General features: G+C 55.6%; 20 protein-coding genes and 1 pseudogene. 9 read left to right on the top strand and 12 right to left on the bottom strand.

The features are described from left to right. Window positions 1–86 precede the first annotated feature (86 nt). Genes KJB29_RS04815 through KJB29_RS04805 form a run of 3 tightly spaced genes read left to right on the top strand, consistent with a single transcriptional unit; the run spans window position 87 to window position 1680 of the window. The gene (locus KJB29_RS04815; RefSeq protein ID WP_215733607.1) at window positions 87–488 is read left to right on the top strand and encodes a hypothetical protein; all 402 of its coding nucleotides are present in this window, start codon (window positions 87–89) and stop codon (window positions 486–488) included. Window positions 489–490: 2 nt separating this feature from the next. Next, window positions 491–1174: a C39 family peptidase gene (locus KJB29_RS04810; protein ID WP_215733606.1), complete on the top strand. Its 684-nt coding sequence runs from the start codon at window positions 491–493 to the stop codon at window positions 1172–1174. A gap of 8 nt (window positions 1175–1182) precedes the next feature. Then, window positions 1183–1680: a hypothetical protein gene (locus tag KJB29_RS04805; protein ID WP_215733605.1), complete on the top strand. Its 498-nt coding sequence runs from the start codon at window positions 1183–1185 to the stop codon at window positions 1678–1680. Window positions 1681–1693: 13 nt separating this feature from the next. Here the strand turns inward: KJB29_RS04805 and KJB29_RS04800 are convergent, their stop codons facing one another. The 4 genes from KJB29_RS04800 to KJB29_RS04785 form a co-directional block, all read right to left on the bottom strand. Continuing rightward, window positions 1694–3103 (bottom strand): transporter, encoded by a 1410-nt coding sequence (locus tag KJB29_RS04800; protein ID WP_215733604.1) that lies wholly within the window; start codon window positions 3101–3103, stop codon window positions 1694–1696. 70 nt (window positions 3104–3173) lie between these two features. After that, window positions 3174–4508, bottom strand: coding sequence for a sigma-54 dependent transcriptional regulator (locus KJB29_RS04795; protein WP_215733603.1), 1335 nt, complete (start codon window positions 4506–4508; stop codon window positions 3174–3176). Window positions 4509–4838: 330 nt separating this feature from the next. After that, window positions 4839–5336 carry a ferritin-like domain-containing protein gene (locus KJB29_RS04790; protein ID WP_215733602.1) on the bottom strand — a complete coding sequence of 166 codons (498 nt, stop codon included), beginning with the start codon at window positions 5334–5336 and terminating at the stop codon, window positions 4839–4841. 159 nt (window positions 5337–5495) lie between these two features. Beyond that, window positions 5496–6464, bottom strand: a complete 969-nt coding sequence (locus tag KJB29_RS04785; protein ID WP_215733601.1) for a Tim44 domain-containing protein — start codon at window positions 6462–6464, stop codon at window positions 5496–5498. A 150-nt stretch (window positions 6465–6614) separates the two neighbouring features. On the opposite strand from KJB29_RS04785, the gene ettA reads away from it, so the two are divergent. Further along, the gene (gene ettA, locus KJB29_RS04780; protein WP_215733600.1) at window positions 6615–8294 is read left to right on the top strand and encodes an energy-dependent translational throttle protein EttA; all 1680 of its coding nucleotides are present in this window, start codon (window positions 6615–6617) and stop codon (window positions 8292–8294) included. A 132-nt stretch (window positions 8295–8426) separates the two neighbouring features. On the opposite strand, the gene KJB29_RS04775 is transcribed toward ettA, so the two are convergent. From KJB29_RS04775 to KJB29_RS04760, 5 genes and pseudogenes are all read right to left on the bottom strand, one after another. Beyond that, window positions 8427–8630 carry a GSU3473 family protein gene (locus tag KJB29_RS04775; RefSeq protein ID WP_215733599.1) on the bottom strand — a complete coding sequence of 68 codons (204 nt, stop codon included), beginning with the start codon at window positions 8628–8630 and terminating at the stop codon, window positions 8427–8429. Window positions 8631–8897: 267 nt separating this feature from the next. Beyond that, the gene (locus KJB29_RS19265; protein WP_246560570.1) at window positions 8898–9302 is read right to left on the bottom strand and encodes a hypothetical protein; all 405 of its coding nucleotides are present in this window, start codon (window positions 9300–9302) and stop codon (window positions 8898–8900) included. Between the two features lie 9 nt (window positions 9303–9311). Then, a pseudogene (locus KJB29_RS19260) lies at window positions 9312–9710 on the bottom strand (multiheme c-type cytochrome); the annotation flags it as partial. Beyond that, on the bottom strand, window positions 9707–10810 hold the full coding sequence (locus KJB29_RS04765; protein WP_215733597.1) for a cytochrome b: 1104 nt from the start codon (window positions 10808–10810) through the stop codon (window positions 9707–9709). The gene KJB29_RS04765 and the pseudogene KJB29_RS19260, both read right to left, overlap by 4 nt. A gap of 7 nt (window positions 10811–10817) precedes the next feature. Further along, a complete protein-coding gene (locus KJB29_RS04760) occupies window positions 10818–11237 on the bottom strand; it encodes a QcrA and Rieske domain-containing protein (protein WP_215733596.1) in 420 nt (139 codons plus the stop codon). 170 nt (window positions 11238–11407) lie between these two features. Here KJB29_RS04760 and KJB29_RS04755 point away from each other — a divergent pair, with 170 nt between their 5' ends. Both KJB29_RS04755 and KJB29_RS04750 read left to right on the top strand, forming a co-directional pair. Then, window positions 11408–12352 carry a class 1 fructose-bisphosphatase gene (locus KJB29_RS04755; RefSeq protein ID WP_215733595.1) on the top strand — a complete coding sequence of 315 codons (945 nt, stop codon included), beginning with the start codon at window positions 11408–11410 and terminating at the stop codon, window positions 12350–12352. 29 nt (window positions 12353–12381) lie between these two features. After that, window positions 12382–12651: a hypothetical protein gene (locus KJB29_RS04750; protein ID WP_004511923.1), complete on the top strand. Its 270-nt coding sequence runs from the start codon at window positions 12382–12384 to the stop codon at window positions 12649–12651. Between the two features lie 141 nt (window positions 12652–12792). Here the strand turns inward: KJB29_RS04750 and KJB29_RS04745 are convergent, their stop codons facing one another. From KJB29_RS04745 to KJB29_RS04735, 3 genes are all read right to left on the bottom strand, one after another. Continuing rightward, a complete protein-coding gene (locus tag KJB29_RS04745) occupies window positions 12793–13845 on the bottom strand; it encodes an HD domain-containing phosphohydrolase (protein ID WP_215733594.1) in 1053 nt (350 codons plus the stop codon). Window positions 13846–13862: 17 nt separating this feature from the next. Next, on the bottom strand, window positions 13863–15815 hold the full coding sequence (locus KJB29_RS04740; RefSeq protein ID WP_215733593.1) for a hybrid sensor histidine kinase/response regulator: 1953 nt from the start codon (window positions 15813–15815) through the stop codon (window positions 13863–13865). A 163-nt stretch (window positions 15816–15978) separates the two neighbouring features. Then, window positions 15979–17238 (bottom strand): diguanylate cyclase, encoded by a 1260-nt coding sequence (locus KJB29_RS04735; protein WP_215733592.1) that lies wholly within the window; start codon window positions 17236–17238, stop codon window positions 15979–15981. Window positions 17239–17462: 224 nt separating this feature from the next. Here KJB29_RS04735 and KJB29_RS04730 point away from each other — a divergent pair, with 224 nt between their 5' ends. From KJB29_RS04730 to KJB29_RS04720, 3 genes are all read left to right on the top strand, one after another. Next, window positions 17463–18659 (top strand): carbohydrate-binding protein, encoded by a 1197-nt coding sequence (locus KJB29_RS04730; protein ID WP_215733591.1) that lies wholly within the window; start codon window positions 17463–17465, stop codon window positions 18657–18659. A gap of 44 nt (window positions 18660–18703) precedes the next feature. Further along, window positions 18704–21064, top strand: a complete 2361-nt coding sequence (locus KJB29_RS04725; protein WP_246560526.1) for a DNA internalization-related competence protein ComEC/Rec2 — start codon at window positions 18704–18706, stop codon at window positions 21062–21064. Window positions 21065–21145: 81 nt separating this feature from the next. After that, window positions 21146–22525 (top strand): GGDEF domain-containing response regulator, encoded by a 1380-nt coding sequence (locus tag KJB29_RS04720; protein ID WP_215733589.1) that lies wholly within the window; start codon window positions 21146–21148, stop codon window positions 22523–22525. Window positions 22526–22557: the final 32 nt, after the last annotated feature.

Raw genomic sequence — 22557 nt, 5'->3', positions numbered from 1 at the left:
AGCGCCGGCGGCGGTTTCTCACCGCCGCCGGCATCTGTCGTACGGTCCTTGCCTGACTTCACGGCCAGACCGACAAGGAGCAGTTCATGCGACGATTCATCGACCTAACGGTTGTCGGAGCAGCGTTCGCGGTTGGCATCCTGCTGACGTGCGGGGCGCAGGCGGAGGTAGTTTCTTCCGCGCCGGCCGACCAGGTCGACGCGGTGGTGGACGCTTCAATGTGTGGTGATCCGCTCTCCGGTGAGCAGCTGAACGGGCTCACGGGGGGACAGGACATCCAGATCGACAGGATTCTGGAGCAGATCACCAATGCAAACCTGAATGGCCAGATGTCTAATCCATATCTGGCCGGCTCGCCTGTTACCGGCTATAACATGCTGGCCACCGGCGCACTCAGCAACGTCAGCGGGATCGCCACCGTGATCCAGAATTCCGGCAACCAGGTAATTATCAACAGCGCAACGATACTCAATATTTTTACGGACTGACCATGCTACGCATCTTCATCTGCTGTCTCCTTCTTGTTATGCCCTCCCTGTCGCTGGCCGGGGTCGTTACCGTCCCGGCGGCGACAGGGGGCGATTTGTTCGTCAAGGTGAAGAGCCTCAAGGAGCTTCGCTTCCGAACCGTCATCAAGCAGCAGTTTGACTTCAGTTGCGGATCGGCGGCCCTGGCAACACTCCTGGCTTACCACTATGAGGACAAGGTCACCGAGCAGGATATCTTCAAGGATATGTACGAAAAGGGGAACCAGGAAAAAATCAGGCGCGAGGGTTTCTCGCTCCTCGACATCAAGAACTACCTGGGAACACGAGGTTACCGGGCCGACGGCTTCCGGACCTCCCTTGACAAGCTGGCCTCCATCGGGGTGCCGGCAATCGTTCTGATAAACCACAACGGGTATCGTCACTTTGTGGTGGTAAAGGGAATCAGTCAGAGGGAAGTGCTGCTGGGTGATCCGGCGGCGGGGTTGAAACGGATGGCGCGGGCAGATTTCGAGCCCATGTGGAACGGGATTCTCTTTCTGATCAGAAACAAGAAAGATGTGGCGCAGAACTATTTCAACCGTTCGGGCGAATGGAGTGTACAGGCGAAAGCGCCGCTCGGGCTGGCATTGAGCAACAGTGACCTCGCCCGGGTGACCTTTCTTCTCCCCGGCAACAATGACTTTTAGGGAATGCCATGAAGATCCCCAAGGGAGTCAGGATTATCGGTGCAGTGGCGGTACTGGCCGCTGCCGTGCCTGTCTCCGGCCAGGTTCTGACGGAGCTTGACGGGCTGGACGCCCGGGAAGTTGTTTCCGATCAGGAACTGGACGGCATGCGGGGCGGGTACGTCACGAATGCCGGGCTGGAGATACTTTTCGGTATCCAGCAGGCCGTGTTTGTCGACAGCAGGCTCCAGGCCGTATCACCTCAACTGGTGCTTTCCGCAACAGGACAGGCGGTCTCACCTTCTTCGCTCGAACGTTTTCAGGCTATCACTGGCAGTGGAACCGGCACCATCCAGGCCGGTTCCTCCACCATAGCCCTTCCTCAGACCATCATTCAGAACGCCCTGAACGGTGTGAACATCGATGCCGTTACGGTGATCAACACCGCCGTCATGAACCTCTCCGTCGTCCGCTCCATGAACATATCATCCATGCTTACCGGGCAACTCATCCAAACCCTTCGCTAATACCGAATCCATCTCAGAAGTTGATCGGCACCCGCAGGGTAAGCTGGACGTCCGGCGCTGCTTCGGTCACTCCGATGCCGAGGGAGAGGTTTGCCGTCGTATTGGAGCCAAGCCTGAGGGAATAGCCGAAGAGGAGCGTACCCACGTGGGTTTCGGTATCACCAACAGATACGCCGTCCTGCTTGTTCTTGCCGATAATGCTGTGGTCGTAGCCAAGGCTGAAGGAGACCGACTCGTTGAGGGCGAGCCCCATGCCGAAGTTGAACCCGATAGCATCGCCGGGGTCGTAGGAGCCTATCCCGAGTTGTCTACCGCCAACAGTGCCGTCCACATCGCGTTCGATGTTCCAGAGATAGCTGATCCCACCGAAGAGAACCGCGGGATCGGTGGGATAGATGGCCGACAGGCCAAACTGAACGCCCCAGAAGCCCGAACCGGTTGGCTGCTCACCGGGGACGAAACTATACTGATCCGGAGTTGGGTCGGGGTTATCTTTGAGCAACCTCTGTTCATAGGGAATATCAAAGGGGCCAGTGCCGGTGTCGGTCTTGACACGAAGGCTGCTGATGAAGAAGGGGCCGGTAGTTGGGCTGTTGATTTGATACCGGAGTCCAAATTCCACGTCTCCGATGCCATTGCCGTCCGAATCGAACGCGGTATCCGTAAGTCCGCTGCTGATATAGCTGCGCGTTGTGGACGTATCGGTCCGATAGACATAGGGGACTTTCACTTCGAATTCGAGGCGGTTCGTCAGGCCGTACCGGGCAGCCAGAGCGCCGATGTAGGCATCGCGATCGACGCCCCTGATGTCGATGATCCCCACGTGCACCGCCGGAACTATCGTGTATCCCACAAGGGCCAGCCTGTTGGTCGAGGAGTGGGAGTACTGGAATGACGGCTCAAATACTAGCGTTCCGCGAGGGGTAAGAACACCCGGTTGCTCGAAGATGGGAGCAATTTCGGGGGGGCGCTGCTCCTTTGGCTGTTCTGGCGGAATACCCACCGGCTGCTGGGGTGTGGTCGGCGCTGGGGATGGGGAGGCTGCATCGTTGGGGCCGGCGGCCCGTTGCTCCATGAGCGATTGCACCGTCGTTACCTTAACGGGCTGTGCCGCTTCCGACCGGGCGGAGGGGGCGGCGGGAGCCAGTGATGAGACCCGAGCCTGGAGTTCGTCGATGCGGCGCTGCTGCTCGCTGAGGCGCTGGTCAACGCTGGTCCGATACTCGCGAAAGCGGGCTTCCTGCTCTTCCAGGGCGTGTTTCTGTTCCAGAAGCTGCCGGCTCTGTTCTTCGAGGATTCGACTCAGTTTCACCAGTTCCTGCCGGGCTTCTGTCGGCATCTCTTCTCCAAGGGCACCAGCCGGTGCCGCAAGGGTGAGAGGCATGAGTACATAGGCCAGGCGTTTCGCATAATTCATGGTCATAACAATTCCTCCTTGCCGCATGCATGAAATTACGGCTGTGCGGCCGTGACATGGTCAAATGTGTCGGTGCTCAAACGGTTATCTGAAATTTGTTCATGAGCCGATAGAGGGTGGCCCGCGAAACCCTCAGCTGTCTCGCGGTTTCGGAGATGTTGTTTCGATGGCAAAGGAGGCTGTACTGGATTGCCTCCTTCTCGGCTTTGTCGCGGGCCTTTTCCAGGGTGAGGAGGTTTCTGGTCGCTGACCGTCGTTCCAGTCCCAGGTCAGCGGGAGTAATGAACGGCCCGTCACTCATGATGACGGCCCGTTGCACACGGTTGATAAGTTCACGGACGTTGCCGGGCCACGAGTGGAGATTCATGCACCGCAGGGCCTGCTGATTGAATCTGCGGGAAGAGAGCTTTCGCTTGTTGGAGAACTTCTCCAGAAATGCCATGGCCAGGAGCTCGATATCTCCTGACCGATCCCGCAAGGGGGGCATCTTCAGGCTGAGGACGTTCAGGCGGTAGTAGAGGTCTTCGCGGAACCGTCCCTCTGCTACCGACTTTTCCAGGTCGACGTTGGTCGCCGCAATGACTCGAGCATCGATCGTTATGCTCTGGTGTGAGCCGACCCGCTCTATGGTCTTTTCCTGGAGAAAGCGCAGCAGGTTTGTTTGGAGTTCGAAAGGGAGGTCACCCATTTCATCGAGGAAGATGGTCCCCCCTGCGGCGAACTCGATCCTCCCGACCGTGCGCTGTATCGCGCCGGTGAAGGCTCCCTTCTCGTGACCGAAGAGTTCGGTCTGGATCAGGTGGGGCGGTAATGCCCCGCAGTTCACGGCCACAAACGGCCCCTTCGCGCGGGCCGAATGTTTGTGGATGATATTGGCCACCAGTTCCTTCCCGGTACCGCTTTCACCGCTAATGAGAATTGGAGCGTCGACACCCTCCATCTTGCGCATCTTTTGGTAAATTTCCTGAATGGCAGGACTCTCACCCACCAGTTCATCATCGCGATAAGTTTTTCTCCGTGTCGAGACACGGCTCTTGAGTTCTGCCTTCCCCACAGCATGTCCGAGGACGATGCTAAGACGCTTGGCATCAAGGGGAAGGGTATGGTAATCGAAACAGTTCTCGGCGACAAAGCGGCACAGTACCGGGGACTGCAAGCATTTCTCGGTCAAGAGTGCAATCCACTCCATCGAATCGCCTGCCAGCATGATGTCTTCCATATTCCCAAGGGTAGTTCTGTAGGGATCGTCGAGGAGGATCATGCCTGTTTGCAGGTCCCGTTCTCGGATAATGGTTCGTGCGTCTGGAAGATTGGTGGCAACGTGTACCTCCCACCCGGCGGAATCAAGCTCGTGGATGGGGAGGTGTAGATGCGTGCCGAGACTGAAGAGTAGGGTTCCGCGTTTAGACATGGAAATCATCCCTGAGGTCCACGGGAGCGGACATTAAAGGCCAGCCTGCTTCAATTGGAATAAACGCGTATATCAGAAGATTGTTGGTACTTGACCATATTGCTCGACTAATAAAAGCAAATTAGATACCAATAATGTTTGGTAATAATTTCAGGTGGTTGATGTAATCACACGAATTGCCATGTCGGTAATTGTAATGAAATCCGACAGTTGTGTTGCAATACTTTTACACTTTCTGAGGCAAAACCATTGCGGCGCCGGTGAGCAGTCACAGAAAAGGGCGCTAAAAATGCGCCCTTTTCCTGCTCAGCATAAAATTTGGGGTGGAATTTATTCCCTTACATAAATGTCCATATCCGATTCATGCACCATGGCCATGATCCGGGCATACTCCGATTCGATCATTTCATAATGGTTGTGGGTTTCACGGGCATTCAGCTCGAAAATGGCGCGAACGTTTTCATCCTTGATTTTACCGGCAGTCTCCCGGAGGGTGTGTTCCAGCTTTTTCTCCTTGTGCATGGCCAGCTCCAGGGCCTTCTGCTCGGTGAAGTCGGAGTTGACGGTTTTGGTCATGGCGGCCATCCACGTCGATTCTTGGTCAGGGGGCGCATCCATGAACTCATCAAAATCGGGAATGTCGATCCCTTTGTAGATTTTGTAGAAATGGCCGGCGTGCTCCCGTTCCTCCTTTGCAAGGAGTTCGAATACCCTGATGGCGTCCTTGTTTTTCATGCGGGTCGCGCCGAGTTGGTAAAAATTCATGGCGTTTTTTTCGGTCAGGAGCGATTTTTTGATGGCGTCCTGTACGTCGATCTCTTCGAACATTCCCTGCCTCCTTGTGGTTAAGTATGCGGGTTCTTACGTGGTAAAACGTATCGGATAATCGTGAGATGTCAAATGGTTGCCGGATCGAAAAAGCCGCCGGGAAATGGTTTCCCGGCGGCTCAGAAACTGCTCGAATGCTTTGTGTGGTTTACAGCCGATTTACGCCTGCTGAATCGCTGACAGTTTCCATGGGTTCGGGCCAACCGGGCGGGAGAATGTCCAGTATTCCTCGAACTTAACTGGCGCAGAGTCGCTTCCGGAAACAACTTTCCCCGATTCGTCGGTGGTGTAGTCGAGGATGCTTGCCAGTAAACGAACCGTGAGATAGTCCCTTCCTTCTTCCTGCCATGCCTCGGTGATATTTACTTCCCGCACGGAAATGTTTTCCAGTCGGTTTATGGTGCCCGCAGCCTTGAGCTCATCGATCTGCTGCCGGAATGTTACCTGCATTTCCGGCGTAAGGAGATCGGCTACCGGCGACAGGTCGCGCCGTGTCCACGCCCCTTGGACACGAAAGAAAATATCCTGGGCAGTTTCCTTGAAGCGGTTCTCATCGAAGGAGCCATCCATCTGGCGGACATGGGCAAGGCCGAAACTGGTTTCATCCACAGGCGCGGCTTGTGCCGTCTGGCCGAAGCCGTACTGCCGGGGAGGAGGCTCAACGCTTTCCGCCTGTCGCCAGGTCTGTTGGGCGCCGTATCCGGAGGTTTGGGCAGTTTCGCGGCGCCGGGAGGCGACGAAACGGTAGATCAGGTATAGGACGCCGCCGATCAGGAGAATATCGAAGATGCCGATGCCGCCGGCGCCGGGGCCGGCGAAACCGAGACTCCGGAAGAGCATCCCCCCTAGGAGTCCGCCGAGAACGCCGCCGGCGAGCCCCCTGAGGAAGCTTCCACCCTGCCGCTGGGGCTGGGCTTGGGGGAAGGGCTGCTGGGGCGAAGTCGGAGACGCCTGTGGTCGCGATTGATAGGGGTTTACCGTGCGGGACGGGGCACTGTATGTGCGGGAGCCGCGACTGCCGAAGGAGCGGCCGCCGCCGGCGCGGGCCTCGGCTTCATGGTACGCCGCCGCCACAAGGGATACGGCAAAGACGAGGGTAAAGATCGTGGTAATCCATTGTTTCTTCATTGGTTCCACCTTTCGTGGGTATGAGTCGACAAATTGTAATGCAAACGGTAACAATTTCAAAGGAATTTGAAAAAGCTCGTAGTTGACACATACTTAGCTGACAGTGTACAAGGATATGCCAAAATTCACGAAGGAGGTTTTCATCCGCCCATGAGCACCGAAGGGAACAAGATAATTTATACCATGATGCGGGTGTCCAAGTACTACGATAAAAAACCAGTTATCAAGGACATCTCTCTTTCCTACTTTTACGGCGCCAAGATCGGCGTTCTGGGCCTGAACGGTTCGGGCAAGTCGACACTGTTGCGGATCATGGCAGGGGTCGACAAGGACTTCAACGGGCAGGCGGTACTCTCTTCCGGCTACACCGTGGGTTACCTGGAACAGGAACCGCGGCTCGACGAGGCTAAGACCGTGCGGGAAATCGTCGAGGAGGGGTGTCAGGAGACCGTCAACCTCCTCAATGAGTTCAACGAGATTACCGCCGCCTTTGCCGATCCCGATGCCGACATGGACAAGCTGCTGGACCGTCAGGCCGCAGTGCAGGAGAAGCTCGACCACCTGGACGCCTGGGATTTGGACTCCCGGCTCGAGATGGCCATGGATGCCCTGCGCTGCCCCTCTGGAGACACGCCGGTAAAAGTCCTTTCTGGTGGCGAGCGGCGCCGGGTGGCCCTCTGCCGGCTTCTTCTCCAGAAGCCCGACATTCTCCTTCTGGACGAGCCCACCAACCACCTGGATGCCGAGACCGTCGCTTGGCTCGAACATCACCTCCAGGGATACCCCGGGACCATCATCGCCGTGACCCACGACCGCTACTTTCTCGACAACGTGGCCGGCTGGATCCTTGAGCTCGATCGGGGCGAGGGTATCCCGTGGAAGGGTAATTATTCCTCATGGCTCGAGCAAAAGCAGAATCGCCTTGCTCAAGAGGAGAAGTCCGAGAGTGAGCGGCAAAAAACCCTTCAGCGGGAGCTTGAGTGGATCAGGATGAGCCCCAAGGGGCGCCACGCCAAGAGCAAGGCGCGGATCAGCTCCTACGAGCAGCTTCTCTCCCTGGAGAGTGAGAAGAGGGCAAAGGACCTGGAAATCTACATACCTCCCGGACCCCGGCTTGGCGATATCGTCATCGAGGCGGATAACGTCTCAAAAGCCTACGGCGACCGCCTGCTTGTGGAGGGGATGAGCTTCCGGCTTCCCCCCGGTGGCATCGTCGGCATCATAGGTCCCAACGGCGCCGGCAAGACAACGCTCTTCAGGATGATTACCGGCCAGGAGGCTCCCGACTCTGGCTCCATCCGCATCGGTGATACGGTGAAGATTGCCTATGTTGACCAGAGCCGCGACGCCCTCAGTCCTGACAAGAGCATCTGGGAAGAGATTTCGGGAGGGCAGGAGACGTTGCAGCTGGGGAAAGTAAGTGTCAACTCCCGTGCCTATGTCTCCCGGTTCAATTTTTCGGGGAGCGACCAGCAGAAGAAGGTGGGGATGCTCTCCGGCGGCGAGCGGAACCGGGTGCACATAGCAAAGATGCTCAAAGAGGGAGGAAACGTCATCCTGTTGGACGAGCCGACCAACGACCTGGACGTGAACACCATGCGGGCACTGGAGGAGGCTCTGGAGAACTTTGCCGGTTGTGCCGTGGTCATTTCCCACGACCGGTGGTTCCTGGATCGGATTGCCACCCATATCCTCGCCTTCGAGGGGGACAGCCAGGCGGTCTGGTTCGACGGCAACTATTCAGAGTACGAGGAGGACCGAAGGAAGCGCCTCGGAGCTGCCGCCGACATGCCGCACCGGATCAAGTACCGGCAGTTGACGCGGGCATAACAGAGGATCTGGAATGCAAGCAGGGCCGGCAAAAACTGTCGGCCCTTTCTCTTTCAAAAAATAAAGAGGGCAACCAAGCGTCGCCCTCATTCAGCAGGATTCGATAATTTTGAATTCAGATTCGCCGACCCATCAGAAGCATGAAACAAATGCCGTGCATCTGGAGTCGCTGGAAGGGGAGGTGCGTCGTGTGATTTCCTGCCGGTAGTTCACCGCTTCCACCCATACTCCCGAACGGAGGAACGACTTGACCAGGCCGTCCTTGATGAGTTTGCTGAGTTTTGATCCCTGTGCAACGGTAACGGTGTCGTCGGTACAGCGTACAAGTACAACCATGTCTCTTCCTCCTTTGCGGGAAAGCTCGGGATGCGATAGATCAGCTTGTTTCAAGTCGCTTATATAAGTTTCTGCGGAGCTTGCTGATGGGCGGTAGATGTGCAGGGAATCCAAACACCTTTTGAGTCTGTTTAAATCGCCCTTGTCATGTATACACAAAAAAAGAGTTTGGGTAAAGTAAAATCTATTAGCGATGATTAATTGTTGCCGATGGGCACCAATGCTGTATTTGGATGACGCAAACCGGCTTATAATATAACTTTTTGGCTAATTGTCAAAGGTCTTCTTGAGAAGATAAGAGAGCAAGGTTGCAAGCAGCAATCCCGCGACTACCGTTGTTCCGACGATTTTTCGGCGCTTGTTCCGTTCATCAAGTTTCGCCAGAGCCTGCTCTATGGTGCCGAGTCCCTGCCGAATCACCTCTGATTCCTGTTTTACCCTGCCGACATCAACAACGTGGAAGAGTCGATGATAGCGATTACGCAGGTCAAAGAGGCTTTTCTCATGTACTTCGATATTGATTCCTTTTCCCTTGAACTGTTGAATTTTCCTTGCGATATCGGTGATTGACCCATCAGTCTGTCGCATTGCCTCCTTGATCACGGAGGCGCGGTCATAGGGGTGGCAACGGCTGCAATTTTTGTCGTTTATGAGATCGAGGGTTGCTTTCATGACCGTATGGGAACCATGACAGGTGACGCATGTGGGGCCCCCCTTGCCGAGGGCGCGGCCATGGGCACTCTTGAGGTATTCCTCCCTGATTCCCACATGGCATCTGCCGCAGAACGCAGGAATTCCGGTTTCGCCTGGAACGCCAAGAAAGCCTCGGACAGGGCTCATGGCGTTGGCGGCATCTCTCGGGTCTCCGCCATGGCAGTCGTTGCACGAAATGCCGTTGTCGGCGTGGACGCTCCCGCGCCAGGCTTTTACAGGTGCCCCTCCTTTGCCCGTCTGGGCTCCGTGGCACTGGAGACAGACAGTCTGTTCCTGGCAGCGGGCGTAAGCGGGAAATAATGAAAGGAGTAAGAGCAGGGGCAGGCAAATGAGAGCAGAAGAACTATACGTTGCTGATAGTCTCATGAGTAATGCCCCCAGACCGCCATGGCTACGTAGAGAAGAATTCCGCCGACGAAACAGGCGAGGAAGAGGGGACGTTTGAACGGGTGCCGCTCCCTTCCCTTGTCGATGAACGGCAGGAGTGCCAGGAAGGTCATGACGGCCCCCTGCACCAGAAGCCCCAGGAGTTCGTTCGGGAAGACCTTCAAGGTTTGGTAGTTGGCGAGGAAATACCATTCGGGTTTGATATGGGCGGGAGTTTTGTAAGGATCGGCCGGTACGAAGGCGGTTGGTGGTAAGAAGATGTCGGGGATATAGAATATGACGCAGAAAAAGATTGCCAGGTAAATCAGGATGGAAGTCATGTCCTGGAGCATATAGTTGGGAAAGAAGGGGATGCCGCCGGGGTGAGATTCGTAGCGAAACTGGTCTCCCATCCAGGTATTTTTCGACTCTTTTTGCCCGAAAGGCGGGGTGGAAACGCCGATCCGTTCCAGCAGGAAGAGGTGTCCGCCGATGAACGCCCCGATCAGGAGCGGAAGGAGTGCCACGTGAACGGCGAAGAAGCGTCCCAGAGTGGGCGCCCCCACCAGCTTGCCGCCCCGGAGAAATTCCACGAGATAGTTGCCGATGACCGGGATGGCCCCGGCGCTGTTGGTGGCCACCGTTGTGGCCCAAAAGGAGAGCTGGCTCCAGGGGAGGAGATAGCCGGTGAGTGAAATCGCCAGGACCAGGTTGAACAGGATGAAACCGGTCAGCCAGTTCAGTTCCCGGGGGCGTTTGTAACTTCCCATGAAAAGGACCGACAGCATATGAAGCAGCAGGACCGCCACCATCATGTTGGAGCCCACGGCGTGGCACAGGCGGATCAACCAGCCGAAGGGGACATCGTTCATGATGGCGCTGACGCTCTTGAAAGCCTTTTCAGCATCGGGTACGTAGTAGACAAGAAGGAGAATGCCGGTGATGACCTGTAGTGCGAAGATAACCAGAAGTACACTGCCAAGGGAGTACCAGGCGTTGATGGAGCGGGGCAGGAGGTAGCCGGTGAGGCGTTTCTCCACCAGTTCACCAACTCCGATACGTACGTCCAACCAGTGGTAGATACTCTTCAAGGGGGACATAGATGGTTTACCCCACGGTCACGATTCCGTTGGTTATGGTGATGGCAAGCTTCTCCAGGGGCTTGGGCGGTGGGCCTGAGATGACGACCCCGTCGGGGGTGTAGCGGCCGCCGTGGCAGGGGCAGAGAAAGTCCTGCTTGTCTTTTTCCCACTGAACGATACATCCCAAGTGGGTGCAGATGGCTGACAGCGCCACGAGTTCACCGCTTTGCTTTCTGATGACTACCGCGGTTGTTCCGCGAAAATCCAGGAATTTAGCCCCATTCGCAGGGATATCCGTTTCGGGAAAGGTTACTTTCCCGCTGGCGCCTTCATTTGCGTGCGGAGCAAGGTAGCCGAAGACGGAATATACTCCCGCGATTGTCCCGGCAGTCCCCAGGCCTCCAAGGCAGAGACCGAGAAATTTCCGCCTGCTGGTGTTCTGCATGCCCCCTCCACTGATAGTCATTTGTGTTTGAGCGTTAAGTATAAACTCAGGGGAGTACTTTGCAAACTTGACCGTCAGACACTGGGTTGACGGCAATTTTAGCTTGATTTGACTTGCCTGTTTACATTAATCTTTAATGGATTTGTCTATCTTATGCACAGGAGGGATGCATGCCGTACAGCGAACCGGGCAAGACGAAATTCCAGGTAGATTTGCGCCGTCATCTGCGTAATCAGGGTATCTGTGACAACCTCATCCACCTCATCTGCGAAATTGCCGAGGCGAGCAAGTATGTAATCAATGCCGTTCGTACCGGCGATCTGGGCGTGGCGGGTACCTCCAACCTTTACGGCGAAGAACAGCTTGCCCTGGACGTCCTTTCGGACAGGATTATCAAAAAACGGCTCATTCATTCCGGTGTTGTCTGCAATATCGCTTCGGAGGAGATGGATGAGATCTTCCAGGCCCAGGCCGATGCCGATGGTCTCTATTCCGTTGCCTACGACCCCCTCGACGGTTCGTCCCTGGTGGACGTGAACCTGGCGGTCGGCACCATCGTCTCCATTTACGAGGGATGCAACCTGCTCCAGAAAGGGCGCAACCAGGTGGCGGCCCTGTACATTCTCTACGGACCGCGGGTCTCGATGGTCTACTCGGTTGGCAAAGGGGTTCACGAGTTCACCATGAACCATCTGATGGAGTTCACCCTTTCCCGAGAGAATGTCACCATGCAGGAAGAGGGAAACATCTATGCTCCTGGAGGCCTGCGCAACAAATACCAACAGGGGACTGAACAGTTCGTTCGTTACCTGGAGGAGAAGGGGGCCAAGCTCCGATACTCGGGCGGTTTCGTCCCCGATATTAACCAGGTCATCATGAAGGGAAAGGGTATTTTCATGTACCCGGCCCTCAATGGCTCACCCAACGGCAAACTGAGGCTCCTCTTCGAGCTCAATGCCATGGCGTTTCTGGTTGAAAACGCCGGTGGTGCAGCCACTGACGGGAAACAGCCGATTCTTGACCTGGAACCCCACTCCCTCGACCAACGCGCCCCTGTTTACATCGGTTGCAAGGCTGACGTGGTGAAGGCGATGGAATTTGTCAGTCGCAATTGACACTGATTTCGATTAACTACGAGGTTTCCATGGAAGAAAATGCGAAACAGCAACGACTTTGCACCGAGATCCAACTCTTTGATCTGTGCGACAAGGGACCGGTTGATGTCTGTGGTCACCGAGACGGACGTTACTGCACCAAGGGGGATATCCTGGCCCGGTTCGAGGCCATAGCCGATGATGACCGCTCCCCTGAACAGTATTTTGCCGATGAGCTCGACGATGTTGAAGGTGCCGACGACCTTGGGTATGACGAGGCGTTCGGCGTCGACGAGTACGGCGAAGAGGATGAGGATTAGGATAAGGTTCGTTTAGCGTTTCGCGCCATGTTGTCACCGTGGGGCCGTCCATTCTGGGCGGCCCTTTTCCGTTTGCGGCCGAAAAACGAGAGTGACAAGGGGGGATGTCTGACTGTTTCTGCGGTGATAAGAATGGAAAGACTAGCCGACGATGAAATGTCTCTTCCCGACGACTTCCCACCGCTCACGGGGAATTGAGAGGAAAATGTCGACGATCTCCGGATCGAACTGAGTTCCCCTGCAACGTTTCACTTCACTGGTGACCTCCTCAAAGGGGAGCGCTTTGCGGTAAGGTCTGTGCGACGTCATGGCATCGAGGGTATCCACCAGGGAGAAGATGCGGGCGCCAAGGGGAATGCCACTTCGGGAAAGGCCCTTTGGATAACCGCTGCCGTCGAACCGCTCGTGGTGGGCTAATACCATTTCGGCTGGTCCCTTGAGAAACTTGATTCCCGAGAGGATCTCGTAGCCGAGTTGGGGATGGCGCATCATCTCCATCCATTCGCGTTCATCGAGCTTGGCAGGCTTCAGGAGTATGTTGTCGGAGATGCCGACCTTGCCGATGTCGTGCAAAAGTGCTCCCCGCGCCATGACACTCAGATCCTTCTCAGGGACGCCCATGGCCTCCCCGAGGAGCAGGGTGTAAGTCATAACCCGCTCCGAGTGGGAGCCAGTTTCCTTCTCGCGGGCATCGAGCGCCCTCACGAGAGCCGTCAGGGTATGATTGTAGGCGAGGTTCAGGTCTTCCATGGCCATGCGAATCTGGCGGGTCTGCTCGTCAACTTTTTTCTCCAGATTTGCCTGGTATTCCCGGTTCTCGGTGAGGAGACGCTGCTTTTCCAGGGCGTTGTGAATAGTCAGGAGCACCCGGTCGATATCGAAAGGCTTGAGGATATAATCGTAGGCCCCGAGGTGGATGCATTTCATGGCTGTTTCCGTGTCACTCAGGGCTGTTACCATGAGCACCACGGTCTCGGGACTCAGTGCCTTGAGTTCCTTGAGAAAGTCATCGCCTGAAAGCCCGGGCATCATGATGTCGAGGATCGCAAGATCTATGCTGTTGTTCTGGAGGACGGAACGAGCCTCCTCGGCGCTGCCGGCTTGAAAACAACGGTATCCCTCACGGGAAAGGGCCGTAACCATAAGGTCCCTGATCATTTCCTCGTCGTCGACAGTCAAGATGGTAGGTAGCACAGGAGCTCCTCTCGTGTTTATATATTCAGCCGGCCCTCAAGGATATCCCGCACACGTTCGACCAGCACATCGGGCGTGAAAGGCTTGTTGATAAAGGCTGTGTGCTCATCAACAATATTTTGAGACGATATCGTATCATCCGTGTAACCCGACATAAATATGATTTTAAGATCAGGGCGTTTCTCCCTGAATTCCCGCACCAGCGTTGGGCCGTTCTTCTCGGGCATGATAACATCGGAGAGGACGAGATCAATCCGGTGGTGGTCGGCGGAAAAAATTCTACTTGCCTCAGTGGGAGAACTCGCCTGAAGCACTTCGTAGCCACTCCGTTTCAGGGTATGGGCGGTGAGGTTCAGCACACCGATTTCATCTTCGATAACCAAGATCGTTTCATTACCCTTTGGCCCCTCGCGACTTGAAACGGCTTCTTCCTGCCATGCTTCGGAATCGACGCGGGGGAAATACACCCGAAACGATGTCCACTGGCCAAGTTCGCTGGTTACCTGAATGTATCCGCCGCTCTGTTTGACGATGCCGTACGCTGTGGCAAGACCGAGTCCGGTCCCTTTTCCCTGCCCCTTGGTGGTGAAAAAGGGTTCGAAGATCTTCCGCCTGGTTTCTTCGGTCATCCCCTCTCCGTTGTCGTGAACCGCCAGCATGACATACTTACCTTCGACCGCTCCCGGGTTTTCGTTTACAAACGTCTTGTCCAGATAGACGTCGGCAGTTTCGATGGTTATGGTGCCGCCGTTACCCAAGGCATCTCTGGCGTTCACCAGCAGATTCATGATGATCTGCTCCACCTGTCCCGGGTCAACCTTAACAACGCCAAGTTGCTCGTAAAGACTGGTATGCATGACGATGTTTTCCCTGATCAGCCGCTTCAGCATCTTCTCCATGTTTCTGACCAGATGGTTGATGTTGATCACCTTGGGCTCAAGCATCTGGCGGCGGCTGAAGGCAAGGAGTTGGTGGGTGAGGTCGGCAGCCCGCTCGCCTGCCTTGAGGATCTCGTTAACCTCGGAGCGGAAGGGATCGTCAACGGGCATCTCGTGGAGCAGCATGGTACTGTAACCGTTGATTACGGTAAGAAGGTTGTTGAAATCATGGGCGATACCCCCTGCCAATTGGCCGATGGCTTCCATTTTTTGGGCCTGGCGGAGTTGGTTCATGGCCTGTTTGTGTGCCAGTTCGGTCCGTCGCTGTTCGCTGATATCTTCCTTCACTCCAACAAAATGGGTTATGACACCTTCGGCATCCTTGATGGCCGAAATAGATGCCCGTTCCCAGAACAGATCACCGTTCTTCTTCTTGTTGATTATATCGCCATGCCATTCGCGGCCGGATGTGATTGTTTCCCAGAGCCGTCGATACTCGCTGTCAGGCATGTTACCCGATTTGAGAATACGCGGGGTCTGTCCGATGGCCTCGTTGGCGCCATATCCGGTAACCTGGGTGAATTTAGGGTTCACGTATTCTATGGTGCCGTTTTGGTCGGTGATAATGATGGATACCGGACTCTGCTCTACTGCATGGGATAGCTTGCGCAGTTCATCCTCGACCTTCATTTTCTGCCGCCTGACCTCTGATTCCTCAAGCTCGCGCCGGATGGCAGGAACCAGTCGCGCAAGATTGTCCTTGAGGATGTAATCGTTGGCACCGGCCCGCATGGTTTCTACGGCGGCCTCATCTTCAATCTTGCCTGAGACCACGATGAGCGGCGTCGTGTATCCCTCCTTCCTGAGGAGGGCGATGGCATTGAGGCCGCTGAAGCTGGGCATCACGTAGTCTGAAATCACGATATCCCACGTCGCGCTTGCAAGGGCATCAAGCATTTCTTCCGCCGTGTCTACTCTGCGGAAATGGGTGATGAAACAACTGTTGAGCTCGCGAATTATCAGTTCGGTATCGAAAGGAGAGTCATCGATGATGAGGACTCGAAGAGAAGAAGGGTTCACGGCCACCGTCATTGCATGCTCCGTCTGATCCGGAGAAATTTCATTACGTCGCTTCCCCTGTATCTTTTCGGCATCTCATGCGAAAAGTTTAACATCACGACAAAAATTGCCGGTGCTCCATCGTTGTAGCTTGATTTGAGGGATTGAACGGTTACCGACAGGGGGGAGAAAGGTTTCAGGCAGCCGTGTTGTTCTTCTTGAACTTGTGCTGATACATTCTTTTGTCGGCAAGCTTCTGGGTTTCCTCCAGCCGCTCCCCCTTCGAGGCGGTAGCCGCACCAAAAGACATGCTGAGCGCGAAGGAGACGTCGGGGGTATTGCTCGCCTCGATTTTCGACATCACCCGTGTGAGAGCCTCTTCCACGACCACCGCGTCGGCAGTTGGGAGAAGAACAGCGAACTCGTCGCCACCGATTCTCGCCACAACGTCCTCAGCGCGGAAAGCCCCTTTGAGTATCAGGGCGGCCCGGGTTATCAGATCATCCCCTGCCGCATGGCCGAGGCTGTCGTTGACGTACTTGAGCTTGTCGATATCGCTGACCACGATGCTTACCGGAAACTGACGCCCCTGCTCGAGACGTTCGAGTTCTTCCTGGAAATAGGCCCGGTTGTAGAGGCCGGTAAGCGGATCATGGGTGCTCATGTAGCGGAGCTTTTCCTCTGTCTGTTTGCGCTCGGTAATGTCGAGGATCGTACCGACGAGCCCGCCGAGGGTGTTGTCGATGTTGTTGAAGGTGGCTTTATAGAAGATGACGTCGTGGAGAGCTCCGTCGGCAAAGGAAATGCAGCTTTCATAGATTTGAGTGCCTCCATGCTGAAACAACTCTTTGTCGGCTTCAACGAACCGTTCGGAAATGCTGTTCGAGGCAAGATCAGCCATGGTTTTGCCGATAACCTCGTTCTGGGCAAGGCCTGAGAACGACTCGAAGGCCTTGTTGCACCCCAGAAACACCCCGTTAGTGTTCTTGAAAAAAATGGGGGCGGGGATGGAGTCGATGAGCACCTGTCTGAAGTGGAGCTGTTCCCGCAGATCTCTCTCAGCCCGGCGACGTTCTTCGCGGATGACGGCCTCACGCAGTTCCCTGCGTATGGCAGGCATGAGACGGGTAAAATCTCCCTTCATGATATAGTCGTGGGCGCCGGCCTTCATCGCCTTGACCGCTTCTATTTCGCCTATCCTGCCGGAAACGATGATAAACGGGAGATCCAGATTCATCTCCTGGAGAATCAATAGCGCAGCCAACGCATCGAACTGGGGCATGAAGTAGTCGGACAGAACAATGTCCCACTTCTCGCCGATGAGCGCCTTGCGAAGAGCATCTTCCGCGTCAACCCGTACGTGGGTGATTTCGTATTCTTTCTTGAGTGCCCTGACGAGGAAAAAACAATCGTCTTCAGAGTCTTCGATTATGAGCACACGTAGAGGGGGATTCAATTGGGCTCTCCACAGTAGGGAATTATTATGTTTCGGAATTCCCTGTGAACGATCACGAGATTGCAACCTTTCGTGAGTCAGATGTTTGTTGCAGGAACCGAGTGCGACTTATATATTACGAGTGCGACTTATATATTAATATCATCACACATGCCAATTGGCAAATACAAGTACCTGTGCTATATGAGATAACGCAATTTTTTGAGTACATGCGGAGGATTACCATGATCGCATCATGGCGGATAATTTCTCTGAAGTCGTTTTTTTCACTGGTTCTTCTGGTTGTCGCCATGGTTCTGGTGGTTCGCGGCGAACTCCTGGCCGAATCGGCGCCCGCGGATTTCATCACCCAGGGAGAGTTTGCTGCAACCCTCGTGAAGGAATTGGGGTGGCAGGAGGGACTGCCACCTGAACCGAAAACTGCCGATTATCTGACTGTCCTGAGCGGGAAACGCACTTTTCGCTTTGAGGCTGAAGACGTCTATGACGTGCAGGGCGATAGCGTCGCGTTCCGGAATTATCCGCTCCACGGCCCATTCTCGGGAACCGGTTGGCTCAGTGGTATCGCCGCTCCGACAACTGTCCACTTTACGGTTTTCATCCCCCGCGGCGGTGAATACCTCTTGAGGGTTGTGTCTCGGGGTGATGGCCAGCGTTGGCTGGCAGGGGGAAAAGAATTCACGGTGAGCACAGGCGGAAGTCTCCGTGAGGTTGAGGCGGGAACGGTGCTTCTCAAGGGGGGACGTCAGGTAATATCGGTCTTGCTGCCTCCTGAAGGAGGGGTTGATGCTTTTACGCTTGTTGCCTCCGGTGATCATCCGGCCATTGAGCCCCTTGATGGCTGGCACGCCGGTGCTCCCCTTACCTGGAGTGATTACGCCGAAGCCGTAGCGGCGGCCCTCAATCTTGAGAAAGGGTTTGCCGTTGCGCCGGGAACTAAACCCCAAATCCATGCATTCCAGAACGTCAAAACTCTTCCGTCGTCGGTCGATCTGACCTCGGCCGATTACCTTGGAACCCATGTGGCGCCGACATGGGTGCGGGCAGGGGCGGATGGCGCATCCCTCGAACTCCCCCTCGATGTGGCAGCAACGGGGGTATATGGTGTTCGCGTTCGGCTTCTCGGCGGCAAGCTCATGACCGATTTCAACGGAAAGCGGATACAGTGGGATGGGAAACCGTACCTCAACTGGTACGATCTGGGGATTACGCGCCTGACGAGAGGGACCCATACCCTGAAAATCCAACTCCCCCTCCGTGGCGGTGCCGACGTCGTCGAACTCACCGCACGCTCGTCCTCTCCGGCCGATTATCTTGCAGCGATTGGGCTCGGGAACAAAAAGCCGACGGCAACTGTTCCGCGGGTAGAGCTTGAAACTCAGCTCCGGAAAGATTTGAGCCGTCTTCGTCCGACACGTTAGGGGGCTGAGTGACCGGAAGGCCCCTTCTTCTTCCACTCCTCGGCATGGTGGGTGGCCTTGCCTCTGCCCACCATCTTGGTATCGTACTCCCGTACCAGCTCCTTCCGGGACTCCTTGTGGCCGCTCTGGCGGCTGTCTTCCTCAAAAGCCGCATCCCGTTCACGATAATCCTCATCGCTCTGTTTTTCGTCTGGGGGAGTGCTGCACTTCACCCGTTTCTCGCCCCTGTACACCCACCACATCATCTTGTGTATAGTACCGATCCGAAACCGGTCATAGTTGAAGGGATTGTCGGAGCCCGACCCGAAGCCTCGGAGGGGGGGATGAGAATCATTCTCGATGTCGACCGGATTATTCGTGACAAAAAAAGCACTGCGGCCATCGGTCGTCTCTTGGTTTACGTTCGGGAGGGGAGGGGGACCATTCTGACCGGCGACCGGGTGAGGCTCGAAGCCCGGGTCCGCGAACCGACAAATTTCGGGCTTCCGGGAGAATTCGACTACCGTCGCTACCTTGCCTACCGTAACATCTACGCCACGGCGTCAATCAAGAGCGCCGACGACATACTCCTGATCCGCGAAGCGGTGGCACATCCGGTCCAGCGTTGGTTTGACCGGTTGGCCGCGGAGATGGGCGGTTTCATTGGCAGCAGTGCACCGGCCGAGGGGGGCTTGCTCAGGGCTATCCTCGTGGGAGAACGTGGTTTCGTTACGGAAGACACCGAGGATATCTACGCCCGCGCCGGGGTTAACCATATCCTCTCCATCTCTGGCTTCCATATTGGGGTAATCGCCCTCACCATCCACTATCTCCTTTTTCACCTCCTCGTCCGGTGTGAATTTCTTACCCTGCACCTGAACCTTCGGCGCACCGTCCTTCTGGCCACGCTCCCTCCTGTCATCTTTTACCTCTTTATTGCCGGACTGGCTCCGGCCACGGTCCGCTCGGTAGTGATGATCGCCCTTGTAACCCTGGCGCTTTTCCTTGAGCGGGAGACCGATCCCCTCAACACATTGACGGCAGCCGCATTCGGCATTCTGATGTTCAACCCCCAAGCCCTTTTCGATATCTCGTTCCAGCTCTCGTTTCTTGCCATCTGGGGGATACTGGTTCTGACGCCCCTCTGCATGGAACCTTTTGGCGATTTACGGGAAGGCACACTGAAGAAGGTAATGCTGTTTGCAGCCGTATCGGTCGCCGCCACCATGGTCACGCTTCTTCCGGTGGTCCACACCTTTCACCGGGCATCGGTCGCCGGGCTTGTCGGAAATTTCGTGGCGGTTCCTCTGCTGGGGTACGGAGCAGTAGTGGCAGGGTTTTCCGCTCTGCCGCTTATTTACCTTTTCCCGGCGGCGGCCAAATTCCTCCTTGGAATCGCTGCGTGGCTGGTGAGAATTTCCGACGGAATCATGGCGACCGTGGCCCAAATTCCGCCTCTCCCTGTGCGAAACGCGACCCTCACAGACCTCTTCATTCTCTACCTTGCCCTCCTGGCCCTCTCGCTCGTCAAGGGAAAGCGAATCCATTATCTCCTGAGTGCACTGGCTGCGGGGCTTGTGCTGGCGCTTCATCTGCCGGCGGTGGCTGATTCATCGAAAACCCTCAGGATCACCTTTTTCAGTGTGGGGCAGGGGGAATCGACCCTTGTCACGTTCCCTGACGGCAGACGAATGCTCGTGGATGGGGGCGGATCTCCCCACGAAGGCGGAATGGATGTGGGGAAGCAGCTTCTGGCCCCGGCACTCTGGAGCATGGGGATCGACCGGCTCGACATGGTTGTTCTGACTCACCCCCATCCCGATCATATCAAAGGGCTTATTTCTCTTGCCACCCTGTTCCCCATCGGTGAGTTCTGGGAGAGTGGCATCACAACACCAGTCGGCGACCATGCAAAGCTCCGGGAGATTCTTGCCGCTCACCGGGTTCCGGTTCGATACATTACTTCTTCCTCTTCCCCATTTTCTGTCGGCAACGTTCGGATCGAGCCCCTGGCTCCGGCACATCGCCCGCTTGCTGAGCCGGATAGTGACCAAAATGATGATTCCCTCGTATTCAGGCTCACGCATGGAACGTTCAGCATGCTCTTCACCGGTGACATTGGCAGTTATGCCGAGGAGCGGCTTTTGTACGAGCCGGACAGACTCGCCTGCACGGTCCTCAAGGTGCCCCATCACGGCAGCCGTCACTCTTCGACGCCCCGCTTTCTCGACGCGGCATCCCCTCGTCTGGCGCTCATTTCAGCCGGAACTCGCAACAGCTTCGGCCTTCCGTCGCCGGAAACCATTGCACGTCTGAGGAAGCGCGCTGTTTCGGTCTGTCGCACCGACCTGAACGGGACGATCGAGGTGACAAGCGACGGGAGTGGGTATTCAGTCAAAACCTTCTCGGACGGGCATTTTCATTGACAAGCATCCCGTTTTATCTGATAGTTTTCAGGGTTAAAGCGCGGACACTGCACAAATTCGCACCCTCAGGAGCTACCCTCCATGGATAAAATCCTCGTTGTCGAAGATGATCGCTTCTTTCGGCAGATGTATGTGGATCTCCTCAAGGAAGACGGATACGAGGTAGATACGGTGACCTCCGGTGCCCGGGCGCTGGAGCTTCTTTCCGCCAACGATTATCAGCTTGTCATCGCCGAGTTGGTCATTCCCGGCATGAGTGGCATCGAACTCCTGACAAGGGTAAAACAGCAGATGCCCACGGTGGATGTTATCCTTGTGACCGGGCACGCAAATGTTGAATCTGCCGTGTTGGCCCTCAAAAGCGGCGCCCGTGATTACCTTCTCAAACCCTTCAATCATGAAGAGTTCAAGCATACCGTTGCCCTCTGCTTCGAGCAGCGTCGGCTCATCAACGAGAACTACGAACTGAAAGAACTTCTGAACCTCTTCCAGATCGGCCAGAACATCGCCAACTGCATCGACATGGAACGCCTTTCAGCGGTGGTCCTTGACGCCCTGACAAATGAGATCGGTGCTGACAGGGCCATTGGCCTGTTCCATCATAAGGACGATAACCTTGCCCTTAAGGAATTCAAGGGGTTCAGCGAGGAGGCAGCCCAGAAGCTTGCTGAGGCAATTCGGAAAAATTTCTGTATCGAGACCAATGATGGCGCGGTTATCAACAAGATCAATACGACCCCTCTTGTGTCGGGAGCGGAATTCGACGGATTAGAGCTCTCGGAAGGGCTTCTTCTTGTCATACGTTCCAAGGGAGAGGTTCAGGGGATAGTAGTCATTTTCAATAACCCCGGGCAGAAACTTCCGTTCGACTACAAGCAGAAGAGCATTCAGTTTCTTCTTGAGCAGTCAACCCTTGCCTTTGAGAACGCCTCCCGCTACTCGAACGCCAGGGACATGCTCTATATCGATGAACTGACCGGGCTCTTCAATTACCGCTACCTGGATATCTCTCTCGATCGGGAGATCAAGCGGGCAGACCGCTTCGGCTCTACGGTATCCATGATTTTCATCGATCTGGATTTCTTCAAGGGGGTAAACGACACCCACGGCCACCTGGTGGGGAGTCAAGTCCTCAACGAAATGGGGATGCTCCTCAAGAAATCCGTACGCGAAGTGGATATCGTAATCCGGTACGGTGGCGACGAATTTACTGTCATGCTCGTGGAGACGGGGGAGAAGGGGGCTGCCACCGTGGCCGAGCGGATCCGCCGTTCCATTGAGGGGCACACATTCCTGGCTGCAGAAGGGTTCAATATTCGGCTCACTGCAAGCCTCGGCTACGCCTGTTATCCCGCCGACACCCAGTCCAAGCTCGAACTCCTCGAACTGGCCGACAAGGCCATGTACCAGGGGAAGGAGCAGGGTAAAAACTGTGTGTTCAGGGCAACTGCAATTCGTTGATAATTTAGCTGGTTATTTAAAGTTTAAGGAGT

Source organism: Geobacter grbiciae (assembly GCF_018531165.1).
GTDB classification, from domain to species: Bacteria; Desulfobacterota; Desulfuromonadia; order Geobacterales; family Geobacteraceae; genus Geobacter; species Geobacter metallireducens.
The sequence above is the reverse complement of the archived record's forward strand: the minus strand, read 5'-3'. Positions and strand labels throughout refer to the sequence as shown.